This is a genomic window from Parahaliea aestuarii (assembly GCF_008064635.1).
Classification (GTDB): domain Bacteria; phylum Pseudomonadota; class Gammaproteobacteria; order Pseudomonadales; family Halieaceae; genus Parahaliea; species Parahaliea aestuarii.
This window is the reverse complement of the sequence record NZ_VRYZ01000001.1, coordinates 849,834-864,927: the sequence shown is the minus strand read 5'-3', so window position 1 is coordinate 864,927 and position 15,094 is coordinate 849,834. Positions and strand designations below refer to the sequence as shown.

General features: G+C 62.9%; 14 protein-coding genes. 10 read left to right on the top strand and 4 right to left on the bottom strand.

The features are described from left to right. Positions 1-43: 43 nt before the first annotated feature. Complete coding sequence (locus FVW59_RS03930; protein ID WP_148062897.1) at positions 44-454, bottom strand: nuclear transport factor 2 family protein; 411 nt, start codon at positions 452-454, stop codon at positions 44-46. A gap of 203 nt (positions 455-657) precedes the next feature. Here FVW59_RS03930 and FVW59_RS03925 point away from each other — a divergent pair, with 203 nt between their 5' ends. Genes FVW59_RS03925 through FVW59_RS03915 form a run of 3 tightly spaced genes read left to right on the top strand, consistent with a single transcriptional unit; the run spans position 658 to position 4,334 of the window. Beyond that, positions 658-2,055 (top strand): aromatic ring-hydroxylating oxygenase subunit alpha, encoded by a 1,398-nt coding sequence (locus FVW59_RS03925; protein WP_148062896.1) that lies wholly within the window; start codon positions 658-660, stop codon positions 2,053-2,055. Continuing rightward, entirely contained in the window at positions 2,052-2,513 is a 462-nt protein-coding gene (locus tag FVW59_RS03920) for a VOC family protein (protein WP_148062895.1), read from the top strand. Before FVW59_RS03925 ends, FVW59_RS03920 begins: the two co-directional genes overlap by 4 nt. 15 nt (positions 2,514-2,528) lie before the next feature. After that, the gene (locus FVW59_RS03915) at positions 2,529-4,334 is read left to right on the top strand and encodes a carboxypeptidase regulatory-like domain-containing protein (protein WP_148062894.1); all 1,806 of its coding nucleotides are present in this window, start codon (positions 2,529-2,531) and stop codon (positions 4,332-4,334) included. A 138-nt stretch (positions 4,335-4,472) separates the two neighbouring features. Here the strand turns inward: FVW59_RS03915 and FVW59_RS03910 are convergent, their stop codons facing one another. The 3 genes from FVW59_RS03910 to FVW59_RS03900 all read right to left on the bottom strand — a co-directional run bounded on the left by FVW59_RS03910 (position 4,473) and on the right by FVW59_RS03900 (position 6,912). Next, positions 4,473-5,237 (bottom strand): SDR family NAD(P)-dependent oxidoreductase, encoded by a 765-nt coding sequence (locus FVW59_RS03910; RefSeq protein WP_148062893.1) that lies wholly within the window; start codon positions 5,235-5,237, stop codon positions 4,473-4,475. 63 nt (positions 5,238-5,300) lie between these two features. After that, positions 5,301-6,101 carry an SDR family NAD(P)-dependent oxidoreductase gene (locus FVW59_RS03905; protein WP_148062892.1) on the bottom strand — a complete coding sequence of 267 codons (801 nt, stop codon included), beginning with the start codon at positions 6,099-6,101 and terminating at the stop codon, positions 5,301-5,303. A 136-nt stretch (positions 6,102-6,237) separates the two neighbouring features. After that, the gene (locus FVW59_RS03900) at positions 6,238-6,912 is read right to left on the bottom strand and encodes a TetR/AcrR family transcriptional regulator (RefSeq protein ID WP_148062891.1); all 675 of its coding nucleotides are present in this window, start codon (positions 6,910-6,912) and stop codon (positions 6,238-6,240) included. A gap of 180 nt (positions 6,913-7,092) precedes the next feature. On the opposite strand from FVW59_RS03900, the gene FVW59_RS03895 reads away from it, so the two are divergent. Genes FVW59_RS03895 through FVW59_RS03865 form a run of 7 tightly spaced genes read left to right on the top strand, consistent with a single transcriptional unit; the run spans position 7,093 to position 15,072 of the window. Further along, the gene (locus FVW59_RS03895) at positions 7,093-8,061 is read left to right on the top strand and encodes a thiamine pyrophosphate-dependent dehydrogenase E1 component subunit alpha (RefSeq protein WP_148062890.1); all 969 of its coding nucleotides are present in this window, start codon (positions 7,093-7,095) and stop codon (positions 8,059-8,061) included. A 13-nt stretch (positions 8,062-8,074) separates the two neighbouring features. After that, positions 8,075-9,127: an alpha-ketoacid dehydrogenase subunit beta gene (locus FVW59_RS03890; protein ID WP_148062889.1), complete on the top strand. Its 1,053-nt coding sequence runs from the start codon at positions 8,075-8,077 to the stop codon at positions 9,125-9,127. Between the two features lie 2 nt (positions 9,128-9,129). Continuing rightward, complete coding sequence (locus FVW59_RS03885) at positions 9,130-10,656, top strand: 2-oxo acid dehydrogenase subunit E2 (protein ID WP_148062888.1); 1,527 nt, start codon at positions 9,130-9,132, stop codon at positions 10,654-10,656. Positions 10,657-10,665: 9 nt separating this feature from the next. Next, positions 10,666-12,063, top strand: a complete 1,398-nt coding sequence (gene lpdA, locus FVW59_RS03880; RefSeq protein WP_148062887.1) for a dihydrolipoyl dehydrogenase — start codon at positions 10,666-10,668, stop codon at positions 12,061-12,063. Positions 12,064-12,077: 14 nt separating this feature from the next. Next, positions 12,078-12,512 (top strand): Zn-ribbon domain-containing OB-fold protein, encoded by a 435-nt coding sequence (locus FVW59_RS03875; protein WP_148062886.1) that lies wholly within the window; start codon positions 12,078-12,080, stop codon positions 12,510-12,512. Position 12,513: 1 nt separating this feature from the next. Beyond that, on the top strand, positions 12,514-13,656 hold the full coding sequence (locus tag FVW59_RS03870) for a thiolase family protein (protein WP_148062885.1): 1,143 nt from the start codon (positions 12,514-12,516) through the stop codon (positions 13,654-13,656). Positions 13,657-13,686: 30 nt separating this feature from the next. Beyond that, a complete protein-coding gene (locus FVW59_RS03865) occupies positions 13,687-15,072 on the top strand; it encodes an aromatic ring-hydroxylating oxygenase subunit alpha (protein WP_148062884.1) in 1,386 nt (461 codons plus the stop codon). Positions 15,073-15,094: the final 22 nt, after the last annotated feature.

The window sequence follows — 15,094 nt, the reverse complement described above, 5'->3', positions numbered from 1 at the left end:
CCGGCCGGCTGGGCTCCGCGACGGGAGCCCCACGCAAACTTTACTATTCGCCGTGCAATACGGTGAAAATGCGATGCGCAAACTGCCAACGGCCATCGCGGCGTACGCACACGTCATCGTAGCGCCCCACAGGGCGAATCTCCTTGCCATCCTGCATCACCGCCACTTCTGAGGTATAGCTGCGCATGGTGGCCCGGTCGCCCTCCACCTCGATGGAGCCCGCCTCGGACATCATGTTGACGAAAGGAAACAGTTTCATCGCCTCTTCCCAGCTTGCAACTATGGCTTCCCGCCCGACGACATTGTCCATATCGAGGTGAGGCAATTCCCATACAGCATCTTCCGCCCAGGTCTCGCCCCAGGCCCTGCCATCACGCCGGTTTACGGCATCACAGTAACTGGACAGTAACTCCCGGATTTGCACCCGATCTTCAAGAGGTCCGCTGAATGGCATTGACATGCTCCTTATACGTATTGGTTATACACAAACACTGTCGCGACAGGCTATCACAAAAAACACCATCCTGCTTGTTTTTAATATGAAGGGCTGCTACTTTGCCATGATAGGGGCGGCCCCGATACAGCAAAGGGGCGCCCTGCTATCGATAAAGCAAAGTCATAAAAGAACCGACTATCGAAACACAGGAGTCACCCGGAATGTCCGAGTCCCGCCCCGGTGAAGCCCGCTGCCCCGGAGCCAGCACCCGCGAAATTATCGCCGCAGATCGCGGTGGCGCGCCCGCCCACATTCTCTCTGAGTCCTACCGTTTTCTCGGTAACGAGGATATCCCCTTCACACGTTACACCTCAGACGCGTTCTTCGCGTCGGAAGTGGAGCATATGTGGATGAAGACCTGGCAGTGGGCCTGCCGGGAAGAGGACATCCCCGAACCCGGTGACTACTTCGTCTACGACATTTGCGAGCGATCGGTGCTGGTGGTTCGCACCAGTGATGGCGCCATCAAGGCCTACCCCAATGCCTGCCTGCACCGGGGTACCCAGCTCAAGCCCTCGGGCTCCTGCGGCAGCAGCCAGCAATTACGCTGTCCGTTCCACGGCTTCACCTGGACGCTCGAAGGACAGCTGAAGGAGGTGCCCTGCCAGTGGGACTTCCCGCACGTCACCTCGGACAACTTCTGTCTGCCGGAACTGCGGGTCGATACCTGGGGGGGATTCGTGTTCATCAACTTCGACCAGAACGCGGGCTCGCTGCAGGATTTTCTCGGCGTGATCCCCGAACATTTCGCCAGCTGGAAACTCGAAGACAAATTCGTGGCCATGCATGTGCGCAAGCTGCTGCCAGCCAACTGGAAAGCCTGCATCGAGGCCTTCCTGGAATCCTTCCACGTGCTGGAAACCCACCCCCAGGGGGTGGCCACGGTCGGTGATGCCAACACCCAGTACGACCTGTACGGTGACCATGTGTCGCGTTTCGTGCACCTTGTAGGCTTTCCCAGCCCGCACATTCAGGAGCCGCGCAGCGAACAGCAGACCCTCGATGCCCTGATGGCAGAAGGCGTCGTCGAAGGTGTCTACGACGACAGCTCCAGACTCCAGGTGCCGAAGGGCGGGCGCGCACGGGAAGTGTTTGCCGACCACCTGAAGAAAACACTGGGTGAAGCTTTCGCAAAAGACTTTTCCGCCCTGTCCGTCAGTGAAACCATCGATGCCATCGAGTACAGCCTGTTTCCCAATACCTGCCTGTTCCCCTCGTTGTTATTCCCCATGGTGTACCGCTTTGTCCCCAACGGAAACGATCCGGACTCCACCGTCTTTGACCTGCTCTACCTGCAGCCGCTGCCAGACTCCGGTGAGCGCCCGGATCCGGCCGAGCCGGTGGAACTGGGCTTCGACCAGTCCTTCCACGAGGTACCCGGGTTTGACCCAGGGCTGGCCACCATCTATGACCAGGACACCGGCAACCTCATCGCCCAGCAGCGCGGCTTCAAGTCGAGCATGAAAGCGGGAGAAACGCTGGGCAATTACCAGGAGGCCCGGGTGCGCCAGCTGCACCAGACGCTGGACAAGTACCTGAATGGAGGACAGACAGCATGATCCGCGGCGTACACCATGTAGCGATATCCACCCCCAATCTCAACCGCTTGCTGGCCTTCTATCGCGACCAGCTCGGTTTCGAGGAGATACAGCAAACCAGCTGGCCCAGGGGCACTGGGCAGATCGACCGGGTACTGGCACTGCATGACTGTTCGGCACGCCAGGCCATGCTGAAAACCAGCAACCTGTGCCTGGAACTGTTCGAGTTCGCGTCACCCGAGCCGGCGCCGATGGCCCCGGATCGTCCGGTGTGCAATCACGGGCATACCCACATCTGCATGGATGTGACCGATATCGGCGAGGTCTATAACAGGCTGCTGGCAGCCGGTGTGCACTTTCACGCCCCTCCCCAGGATTTCGGTGGCGTGTGGGCCACCTACGCCAGAGACCCGGACGGCAATGTGTTCGAGTTGCAGGAGATCGTTGCGGAAAACGATCCGGCGGCCCTGTTCCACTGATTTTCGCGGGTTTTCATGTCTGACTGCAAAATTCATTATTCGCCACCCCCCGCCCGACCAGTGCACGCCGTCGCCAGCCACGGCCGGCTCCTCACCTGGGGCCTGCTGGTGGCCTGCCTGAGCGCCGGTGGCCTCGCGCACGCTGGCGTCGAGCCTGGTACCCCGCCCCTGGGCGGTACGGTAATCAGCGCCGGCCAGGGACCCATGGAGGGTGTCGTGGTCATTGCGCGGGGTACTGGGAGCGATGTGCTGACGGCGGTCACCTCCGGCCCCGACGGCCGCTTCACCTTCCCGGCGCAGCGCCTGCAGCCCGGCCAGTACACCATCACCGTCCGCGCCGCCGGTTGGCAGCTAAGCCCCGGCCAGCACCAGGTGGAGGTGGCGGTATCCTCTCCCGCCCGGCTGTCACTGTCCCTGCAGCAAGTGGATGAGCCCTCGCAACTGGCCAGCCAACTCACCTCATTGGGCTGGATCAACAGCTTCCCGGGTTCTCAAGCCCAGAAGAGCCTGCTGGTGCGCAACATGGTGAACTGCGGTTTTTGCCACAGCCTGGAACGGGTGGCGCGATCAGGCCACAGCGCTGAAGACATGCTCAGAGTGATCCAGCGTATGAAGACCTACGAGAGCGACCACTCCTCGGCGGAGCGAATCCAGATCGCGGCGCCGCCGGAGCCACTGGAGGGCCTGATGTGGTATGGGCGCGAGGCCGCCGATATTGCCAGCTACCTGGCGACCATCAACCTGAGCGATGGCAAGAGCACCTGGGACTATCGGCTCAGGCCACTGCCCCGTCCAACCGGTGAAGGCACCCGGGCCGTCGTGACTGTGTTCCCGATTCCGCGCCAACCCAGTGTTATCCACGATCTCGACGTCGATTCACAGGGCGATGTCTGGTACGGCAATACTGGCTGGGACTACATCGGCAGGCTGAATCCCGAAACCGGGGAATTCTCCGAGTGGGAGGCCCCCAACTTCCACCCGGCGGAACCCGCGCCCGGCACCCAGCGCATCGTCGGGGTTCAGGATATCCAGGTGGACCCGCAGGACCGGGTCTGGGTTGCCGTCGGCGGCAACAAGCACGCCATGTTCAACCCGGACAGCGGCCGCTGGCGCATCTTCGACCTGCCGGTGGTGTGGAAGAACCCCTTCCTGAGTCCGGTGCGTAAAGGCAACCAGGCCCTCTGGGCGACGGGACTGTCGCAGGCGCCGGAAGACAGCAATCCCTGGCCGGAAGCGGCGTACAGGCTGGACCTCGAAACCGGCAAGCTGAGTGCGCCCATCGACCTGTTTGGCGGCCTCGACCAGCCGGAAGACCCGGATCGCGCCGACCAGATGAACTACTGCTACATGATGGACCAGGATCGGGATGGCAACTTCCTGTGCACCGTACCTGAGGGCTCCGGCATCGCCCGCGCCGACACCAGTGGCAAGGTCACCTTTACCCCCACGCCGACGCCCCATGCCTACCCGCGCCGCGGCCGGCTCGCAAGTGACAACCGTTTCTGGTTTACCGAGTTCTTTGCCGACCAGCTGGCGGTGATCGACCTGGAGAGCAATGAGATTACTGAATACTCGCTGGGTATAGACTTCATCTCGCCCTACTACGCCCACCCCGACGGCAAGGGCCGCATCTGGGCGTCGAGCACGGGCTCCGACCGTCTGCTGCGCTTCAACCCTGCGACCGGTGAACTGGTGCAGTACCTGATGCCGGTGTACTACGACGCGCGCAAAATCGTGGTGGTGGATGGCACCGACCGCACCACCATCTGGATTCCCAACAAGAACACCGCCCAACTGGTGCGAGTAGAAGTGCCGGACTGAAGCGCATTAGAGATCCATGGTCGGGTGGGTACGGATACCATTGCCCGCTTTCGCGCACCAGGCGGCGACGGAGCGGGTCAGCCCCAGCACCGCGGCCTCGCCTGGTAGTATAGGCCGCATCATTCAGCAGCAGCGCTGTTATTGCGCCGTCATTCCGCCATCCACCACCAACTCAGTACCGGTGATATAGGCAGATTCGTCGGAAGCCAGAAACAGCACGGCCTGTGCAATATCCTCGGGTTTCCCCATGCTGCGCATGGGAATCGAGTTGGTGAGGATCTCGTACTGCTCCGGGTTGTCCCGCAGTGCCAGCAATTGCATGTTGGTGGCGATCATACCGGGGTGCACCGTATTGCACCGTATATTCTCGGCAGCCGTTTCCATTGCCACGGTCTTGCTGAACAGTCGCACGCCGCCCTTGCTGGCAGCGTAGACAGATACCCCGGGTACACCCACCAGGCCCGCGGTCGATGACATGTTCACTATGGAGCCGCCATCACCCACTTTGCGCATCAGGGCGACGCCAGCCTGGGAGCCGAGAAACACGCTGGTCATATTCACCTGCATCTGGCGCTCGTATTCTGCCAGGGTGAAAGCTTCCAGTGGCTTGAGCACGGCGATACCGGCATTGTTGACCAGGGCATCCAGCCGCCCGAAACGTCTCTCGATTTCGGACATCGTGTGCTGCCATTCCGCCTCCGAAGTCACATCCTGCTTCCAGTAGACGACTTCGCCCCCCGCCTCGGTAATTTCCGCGGCACATTTTGCCAGCCCGGCCTCATCAATATCGGTGATAACCAGGCGCGCACCCTCCTGCGCAAACAGCAGCGCGGTAGCGTAGCCGAGCCCGGGGTTGGAAGCAGCGCCCGTCACCAGGCACACCTTGTCTTGCAGTCTTTTCATTGGTTTTTTCCTCTCGGATTGCTATCGCGGCGGCCGCTGTACGCGGTCAGGCTCGGGGCTGGATCAGGGTGCGGCTTCGCCTGCAGCTATCGCGGCCTCGGCCAGCTCCTGTCCTCTTGGATTACGGCGCAGACACAACCCGCCGTTAACCTGAAGGTTTTCTCCCGTCATAAAGCACTCGTCCGAGGCCAGGAACACCGCCGCCGCAGCGATATCCTCGCTGGTACCGATGCGGCTCAGCGGATAACACTTGCGGAAGGTCTCCACCAGTGACGGACTGTCCATGGCCGCTGCCGTCATCGGCGAGGCGGTCAGGCCGGGGGAGATGCTGTTGGCGCGAATGCCCTGCTCGCCAAATTCATTGGCCACTGTCCGCACCACGTGGTCGACGCCCGCCTTGGTGCCCATGTAGGCCGCATGGTTATCCAGCATGATCTTGGCAGTGGCGGACGATATCTGGATGATCGAGCCGCCGCCGCTGGCGGACATCAGGGCGGCCAGCTTCTGCAGCCAGAAAAAAGGCCCCTTGAACTGCAGATCGACCATGCGATCCAGTTCTTCTTCTGTGTTGTCCAGGAAGGGCGTCAGCAGCCCCCAGCCGGTGGCATTAACGGCGATATCGATCCGCCCGTGGCGCTCGACGACGGTATCGAGCATGGTGTCGATGGAGGGTTTACTGGTGAAATCACAGAGTACCCAGTCACCGCCGATGCGTTCCGCACAGTGCTTGAGCGCTGTTTCATGCCGCCCGGATACAACGACTGTTGCGCCCTCTTTCGCGAATCGCTCCGCGATAACCTGGCCCATATTGCCGTCTCCGGCAGCACCCACAACGGATGCGACCTTGCCCGCCAGTCTCGACATCGCTGATATCCTCCTGTTATGCCTTATAGAACAAACATTACTGCCTGTTTTTTAATAAAGCAAGTCTTGCGTGTCGTGTCTTCACGATCCGGGGAGAGGGAGGCGACCGGGCCCGGTGCCGCCCGGTCAATGCCGGTCAGGCCTTGCCCGATTCCGCCTGGGCGTAGAGCGCCTCGAGCTGATCGGTCATGAGTTCGATCATCCGCTTGGCTCGCCGCTTCTTGTTGGTGGCCATGTGACTGAGGGCCATCCCACGCATGCAGAACTGGATCAGGTCATTGGCAACTTCCAGCACACCGAGACTCTCCCAGTGCGGAAATACCTGCTTCACTGTCTGCAAGAACAGTCCCTCGACATCCTTCTCGGTACGCTCCAGGACATCGTTGAGCTCCGGGTCCGTCCGCGCCGCGGCCAGCAGTTCCTGGTAGGCAACGAAGGAAGGGAGGTTCACGTAACGCCAGGCGGACTCCACCGACTTCCTGATCGCCTCGCGGGTCAGGGCCTGTTCCGGATTGTCGATACCCTCCATCAGGTTGCGGTACTCTCCCAGCCGCTTTTCATGCAAGTGGTCCACTACCGCCCTGATCACCGCAATCCGTGACGGAAAATGGTGCATCATGGCCCCGCGGGAGACCCCCGCATATTCCGCGATCATCGCCGTGGTGGTACGGCTGTAGCCGCGCTCCACCAGGCACTCCTCCGCCGCATCGAGAATCGCCGTGCGGGTAATCGCACTCTTTTCTGCCTGCCAGCCGTCACCCCTCCTGGGTCGCCCCCGGGTTTTCTTCGCCGCTTTTTGTGCCGCTGTCATAGTCCAGCTCCTGCCTCACACCCTGATTGAAATAGCAGCCCGAATTCCCTCGCTGCCGTCACCGTCATCTTAACCCAAAAAAACCAGCACAGCTCTAAACAATCAAGCTTGCTTTTTTTATTCTGAATACCTATATTGACCCCTCTCAGGCGAACCACCCTGCTCTAACAGGAGATAACAATGTCCTACAGCCCTGAATTCCTGCTCGAATCCTACCGCACCATGAAAACCATACGGCTCTTTGAAGAGCGCGTGATCAAGGAGTTTGAAGCAGGCAACATTCCCGGCTTCGTCCACGCCTACGACGGCCAGGAAGCCGTCGCAGTGGGCGTCTGCATGAACCTCACCGATAAAGATGTGATCGGCTCCACTCACCGGGGACACGGTCACTGTATCGCCAAGGGCTGCGACGTGGTCGGCATGATGAAGGAGATCATGGGCAAGGCCGGCGGCCTCTGCAAAGGCAAGGGCGGCTCCATGCACATTGCGGATTTCGACAAGGGCATGCTGGGTGCCAATGCCATCGTCGGCGGCGGCCCGCCCCTGTGCAATGGCGCCGCCCTCAGCGCCAAGACGCTGGGCACCAAGGACGTCGCGGTGTCTTTCAGCGGTGATGGCTCCTCCAACCAGGGCACGGTAGCCGAAGCACTCAATCTGGCGGTGGTCCTGAAACTGCCACACGTCTTCATGTTCGAAAACAACGGTTACGGCGAAGGCACGGGCGCCGACTATGCAGTCGGCAGCGGCGACGTCGCTGGACGCGCCGGTGCCTACGGCATGCCTTCGGCAAAGATGGACGGCATCGACTTCTTCGCCGTTTACGAAGCGACCCGCGAGGCGGTCGAACGCGCCCGCCGGGGTGAGGGGCCCACCGCCCTGGAAGCCGACGTGGTGCGCTTCGATGGCCACTTTATCGGCGACCCGCAACTCTATCGCGCCAAGGGCGAGATCAAACAGTTGCGCGCCGATCGTGACTGCCTGAAGCACTTCCGCGCCCGCGTCACCGGTGAGGGCTGGCTGAGCGACGCCCAGCTTGACGAGATCGACGAATCTGTCACCGCCCTGGTTGAAAAAGCTGCCGCCGAGGGACTGGCCGCACCGCAGCCCGATATCTCCGAACTCTACACCGACGTCTACATTTCTTATTAAGGGAGATCGCACCATGAATAACCCACAACAGGTGGTCACCCCCCCGCAAAGCGGAACGTCCTCGATCAAGACCATGCGCGAAGCCATCAACGAGGCCCTGCACCAGGAAATGGAGCGCGATCCCACCGTGATCGTCATGGGCGAGGAGGTCTCGGGTGGCGCCGGCTGCCAGGGGCAGGACGATGCCTACGGCGGTGTTTTCGGTCTGACCAAAGGCCTGATGCCGAAATTCGGTCGCGAGCGCGTGATCGACACCCCGATTTCCGAATCCGCCATCATCGGCGCCGCCGCCGGCGCCGCCAACACCGGCCTGCGCCCGGTGGCGGAGCTCATGTTCTTTGACTTCATAGGCGTATGCTTCGACCAGATCTTCAACCAGGCGGCCAAGTTCCGCTACATGTTCGGCGGCAAGGCCCGTACCCCCATGGTCATCCGCGGAACGGTGGGCGCCGGCCTGCGCGCAGGTGCCCAGCACTCCAGCATGCTGCACCCGGTGGTGGTGCACACGCCCGGACTCAAGGTAGTCATTCCCTCCAATGCCTACGATGCCAAGGGCCTGCTGATCGCCGCCATCCGCGACGACGACCCGGTCATCTTCCTGGAACACAAACTGCTGTACGACACCAAGTGTGAAGTCCCCGACGAGCCCTACGTGATCCCCTTCGGCGAGGCCGCTTTCACCCGCGAGGGATCCGACGCCACCATCGTTGCCATCGGTGCCATGGTGCCCAGGGCGAATGCGGTGGCCGACAAACTGGCGCAGGAAGGTATTCATGTGGATGTTATCGATCCGCGCACCCTGGCACCGCTGGATGACGAAGCCATCATCGAGAGCGTCGAGGTCAGCGGCCGACTGGTGATTGTCGACGAGGCCCATGAGCGCTGCAGCTTGGCGGCGGATATCTCCAGTATCGTCGCGGAAAAGGCCTTCCACGCCCTGCGCGCACCGATTCGCAAAGTCACCGCACCGCACACGCCAGTGCCCTTCTCTCCCGTCCTGGAAGATGCCTACATGCCCAGCGAGGACCGCATTGAACAGGCCGTACGCGACGTACTGGGAGCGTAATCATGAGCCAGATTCAGAAAGTGAGCATGCCCAAGTGGGGCATGGAGATGACCGAGGGGGTTATCGCCGAATGGCACGTCGCCGAGGGGGACGCGGTCAACGCCGATGACGATCTGGTCGACATCGAGACCAGCAAGATCGTCAACACGGTCACGGCGCCAGTCTCCGGCGTCCTGCGCCGCATTCTGGTCGAGGCGGGTGGCGAATATCCGGTGGGTGCGGCCCTCTGTGTGCTGGCCGACGCCGAGACGCCAGACGCCGAGATCGACGCATTCGTCAGCAGCCTGGGGGTCGCGCCAACGGCCGCTCCCGAGCCTGCCCCGGCGCCCGCGGACGATCCCGCCCCCGCACGGGAGGTCACCCAGGCCCAGGCCAGTAGCAAACCGCAGCTCAGCAGCGTACCCACGGCGCCGGCACCGGCCAACAGCGGCGCGTTGCAGGCACTGGCCGGGGGCGACGATGACTCCGCCGTGGCGGCGACCCCGGTGGCGCGGCGCCTGGCGGCCCAGTACGGGGTCAACCTGCACAACATCTCCCCCACCGGGCGCCACGAGCGCGTCACCAAGGCGGATCTGGAACAGGCCGTTGTGGCCGCAGGTGGCCAGGTTATCGGCCTGCCCGATCCAGCGGCCAGCGACACGCCACGGGCCGCCGGCGACGGCGATGCCGCCGTTGCCGCCACCCCGGTCGCGCGACGCATGGCCAGCGAACTTAACATCAACCTCCTCGACTGTCGCGCCAGTGGCACCCGGGGGCGCGTATGCAAGGCCGATGTCGAAGCCCGGGCGGCGCTGATGGCGAAAACACCGGCCAACCAGCCTGTGTCCAATGGCGAAGCGGAGCCCGCGGCCTTTGAGGAACAACCCCTGTCAGGCATGCGCAAGACCATCGCCGCGCGCCTGCAGTCTTCCAAGCAGACCGCGCCACATTTCCGGGTGCAGGTAGATGCCACCATCGACCAGCTGCTGGCGCTGCGCAAGGCGCTCAATGCCAGCCGTGCGGATGCCAAAATCTCGGTCAATGACTTCATTATCAAGGCGGCGGCCTGTGCCCTGACCCAGGTGCCCGCGGTGAACGTGCAGTTTGATGGTGAGACCGTGCGCCAGTTCACCGACGCCGACATCTCGGTGGCCGTAGCCCTCGACGAGGGCCTGATTACCCCCATCGTGCGCAAGGCCAACCGCAAGGGTCTGGTGGAAATCTCCAACGAAGTGCGCGACCTGGCCACCCGGGCCAAGCTCGGGCGGCTGTCGGCCGCGGAGTTCCAGGGCGGCACCTTCAGCATTTCCAACCTGGGTATGTTCGGCGTCAAACAGTTCGACGCCATCATCAACCCGCCCCAGGGCGCGATCCTGGCGATCGGGGCCGCGGAACAGCGGCCGCTGCTGGTGGACGGAGAGTGGCAGGCTGCCTCGGTACTGACGCTCAGCCTGTCCAGCGACCACCGGATTATCGACGGCGCTCTGGCGGCGAAATTCCTGGCGGCGCTGCGGGGCTTCCTCGAGCAGCCCGGAACCATGCTGGGATAGGGGCAGGCAATGAAGCAGACATTCGACCTGGTCGTGGTGGGCAGCGGGCCCGGTGGCTACATCGCCGCCGTGCGCGCCGCACAACTCGGCTTCAAGACCGCACTGATAGAGAAGGACAGGCTGGGCGGGGTATGCCTCAACTGGGGCTGTATTCCCACCAAGGCCCTGCTGCGCGGTGCCGAACTGGCCCACAACCTGCGCCACGCCGCCACCTTCGGCATCCAGTGCGATGGTGCGGTGGATCTGGAGCAACTGGTCAAGCACAGCCGCACGGTCGCCGGAAAACTGTCCGGCGGTATCGGCTACCTGATGAAAAAGAACGGGATCACGGTGATAGAGGGCAGCGCCCGGGTGAGCGGCAAGTGTCAACTGGCCGTCACCGCCGGGGACGGGACCCTGACCGATATCGCCGCCGACCATATCGTGCTGGCCACAGGCGCCCACGCGCGCGAGCTGCCGACTGTCCGCATCGACGGGGAGCACATCTGGGGGGCCCGCGAGGCGATGACGCCGACGCACCTGCCGAGGCGTCTGCTGATTATCGGTGCCGGTGCCATCGGCGTGGAGTTCGCCAGCCTTTACAGCGACCTCGGCAGCGAGGTCACCCTGGTGGAAGCCCTGCCGCGCATTCTGCCCGCGGAAGACGCCGATTCAGCCGCCTTCGTACACCGGGAATTCAGCCGCCGCGGCATCACCATCCACACTGATGCCCGTGTCGAATCCGCCAGCCCGGGCAGTGAGGGCGTCGAGGTTCGCTTCCGTCACGCCGACGAGCGCGCAGAGACGCTGACGGTGGACCGGGTGATTCTCGCGGTGGGTGTGGCCGGCAATGTGGACAACCTCGGTCTGGAAGACGTCGGCGCGCACATCGAGCGCGGCTTTATTGTTACTGACGAATGGTGCCGCACCAATGTGGTGGGCCTGTACGCCATCGGCGATGTCGCCGGTCCGCCCTGGCTGGCGCACAAGGCCAGTCACGAGGCGGTACTGTGCGTCGAGAAGATTGCCGGCCTGGACTCGGCCCACCCGCTGGATGCGGACAATATCCCAGGTTGTACCTACAGCCGCCCGCAGGTGGCGAGCGTGGGACTCACCGAGACCGAGGCGAAAGCCGGCGGCCGGGCGGTGAAGGTAGGCCGTTTCGATCTCGGCGCCAACGGCAAGGCACTGGCGATCGACGAGGCCAGCGGATTTGTGAAAACCCTGTTTGACAGCGCGACCGGCGAACTGCTGGGCGCGCACATGGTGGGCCCGGAGGTTACCGAACAGATCCAGGGCTTCGCCCTGGCGCGCAGCATGGAGGCCACCGAAGCCGACCTGATGCGCGCGGTGTTCCCCCACCCCACCCTGTCCGAGGCCATGCACGAATCGGTGCTGGATGCCTATGACAGCGCATTGAACCAGTAGAGAGCCCCCAATTCATGACAAACCAGCGCCCCATTCGCGAAGGCCTGTTTACCTGGCCCGCTGAACGCCCCCAACTGCTCGGCAGTCGCTGCCGGGCCTGCGGGGAAATGGCCTTTCCCAGCCAGAACGACTGTCGTCACTGCTGTGGCAGCGATACCGAAATCGTTGAGCTCGGGGATCGCGGCACGCTCTGGACCTGGACCATACAAAGCTTCATGCCCAAGTCGCCCTACCACAGTGACGAAACCCCCGAGACCTTTCGCCCCTACGGTGTGGGCTACATCGAAATGCCCGGCGGTCTGCGGGTCGAGGCCCGATTGAAGGAAAACAAACCGGAAGAGCTGGCGATTGGCCAGGCAATGAGCCTGAGCATCGAGCCCTTCCGCCGTGACGAGGACGGCACCGAAGTGCTCGCCTTCGCTTTCCAGCGCAGTGAGGAAAATGCCTGATATGGATGTAGCAATTATTGGCATCGGCCTGCACCGCTTCGGTCGCACCGAGAACATGAGCGGCCTGCAGCAGGGCGCCGCCGCCGTGCGTTCAGCGCTGAAGGACGCCGGTATCGAGTGGCCCCAGGTGCAGTTCGCGGTGGGCGGCAGCCAGGACGCCGGCAACGCCGACTCACTGGTCAACGAACTCGGCCTGACCGGCATCCAGTTCACCAACGTCTGGAACGGTTGCGCCACAGGGGGCAGCGCCCTGCACTCGGCCTACTCCGCCATCAAGTCCGGCGAGTACGACCTGGGGGTGGCCGTGGGCTTCGACAAGCACCCGCGGGGTGCCTTTAACCCCAAACCCGGCGACTGGGGTCTCGATGACTGGTACGGCGAAGTCGGCCTGATGCTCACTACCCAGTTCTTCGCCATGAAGATCCAGCGTTACATGCACGACTACGGGATCAGCAACGATGCGCTGATTCGCGTGGCGGAAAAAGCCTTCCACAACGGCTCTCTCAACCCCGATGCCTGGCGCACCACGGCTCTCAGCTACGAGGAAATCGCCGCGTCGCCGATGATCAGCGAGCCCCTGCGCAAGTACATGTTTTGCAGCCCGGCAGAGGGCGGCACCGCCCTGGTGCTGTGCCGTGCCGACAGGGCCCATCAGTACACCCGCCATCCGCTGTTCCTGAAAGCCGCCGTGGTACGCACCCGCTACTACGGCAGTTTCGAAGTATTCAGCCCCGCCCAGGCGCCAGCTGTAAACCAGTCCGCCACCGTAACCGCGTCCCGCGACGCCTTCGAGCTGGCGGGCATCGGACCGGAGGATGTCCAGGTCGCGCAACTGCAGGACACCGAAAGCGGGGCCGAGATCATGCACATGGCCGAGAACGGCTTCTGTCAACACGGCGAGCAGGAAAAGCTGTTGCGCGAGGGCGCCACCCGTATCGACGGCCGCCTGCCCGTGAACACCGACGGCGGCTGCCTGGCCAACGGCGAGCCGGTGGGCGCCTCGGGCCTGCGCCAGGTCTACGAGATCTGCCACCAGCTGCGCGGCAGCGCCGGTGCCCGCCAGGTCCCCGGCAAACCCTCGGTAGGTTACACCCATGTCTACGGCGCACCGGGCGTCAGTGGCGTGAACATCATTACCCGATAACAAAGACATCACGATTGTGAGGTGCTCACCATGAACAATCCGGCCAATACCCGACAACAGGGCGAGAACGCCCGCTGCGAAGGCCCCTCCTTCCAGGACCTGCTGGACCTGGAGGAAGTCCCGGTGCCCGACTACCTGCGGGAGAACACCTGCGCCTATATGGGCGACGACGATCTCCCGGTGGATCGCTATATTTCCCAGCAGTTCCACGACCTGGAAAGGGACAAAATGTGGAACCGGGTGTGGCAGATGGCGTGCCGGGAGGAAGATATCCCCGAGGTTGGCGATCACCAGCTCTACAACCTGTTCGACAGGTCCGTCATTATCGTTCGCTCCGCCGGGAACGAGATCAGGGGCTTCATCAACTCCTGCCTGCACCGCGGGCGCCTGCTACGCGATGAAGGCGGCTGTGTGAATGAGTTCCGCTGCCCCTTCCACGGCGCCACCTGGGAACTGGACGGCAGCTTCCGCGGCATTCCCTGCCAGTGGGACTTCAAGCACCTCAAAGAAAAGGACATGAACCTGCCCCAGGTACACGTCGCCACCTGGGGCGGTTTTGTATTCATCAACTTCGCCGAGAACCCGCAGCCCTTCGAGGAGTATCTCGGCGTCTTTCCGGAGCACTTCTCGCGCTTCCCGCTGGAGGACTACTACAAGGGCGTCCACATCCAGCGCAAGGTCAACTGCAACTGGAAGGTGGGGGCCGAGGCTTTCATGGAATCCTTCCACACCGTGGAGACGCATCGCCAGATCCTGACCTTCACCGGCGACGCCAATTCCCAGTACGACTATTTTGGCGACCACGTAAGCCGCTCGGTCACCCCCATGGGCGTGCCCAGCCCCCATCTCAGTGACATCAGCGAAGAGCAGGTCATGCGCGACATCCTCAAGCTCTCCGGCCGCATGGGCAAGGACAGCGACGAAGGTATCGACATGCCCGACGGGTTGACGGCGCGCAAGTACGTGGCGGACATGAACCGCCAGGTGTTCGAGGAGGCCTCCGGCGAGGATCTGTCCGATGCCACCATGGCAGAGCTGGAAGACGCCATCCTCTACAGCCTGTTCCCCAACTTCCAGGTGTGGATCGGCTATCACGGCAATATCGTTTACCGCTTCCTGCCCGACGGCAACAATCCCGACCGCTGCATTTTCGATGTCATGGTTCTGCTGCGCTATCCCAAGGGCAGCGAGCGCCCGCAGGCCGTGCCCATGCACCGCCTCGATGACGACAAGCCGTTCGCCCAGGCTGAGGAACTCGGCGCGCTGGGCCCGGTATTCGACCAGGACGACAGCAACATGGGCGCCGTCCAGGCCGGGATGAAAAACTCGAGCAAGGGGGCGGTAAGCCTGGCCAGCTACCAGGAGAGCCGCATCCGTCACTTCCACCAGACCCTGGACAAGTATCTGCAGGGCTGAGTCGATGACCACCCGCAGGAGG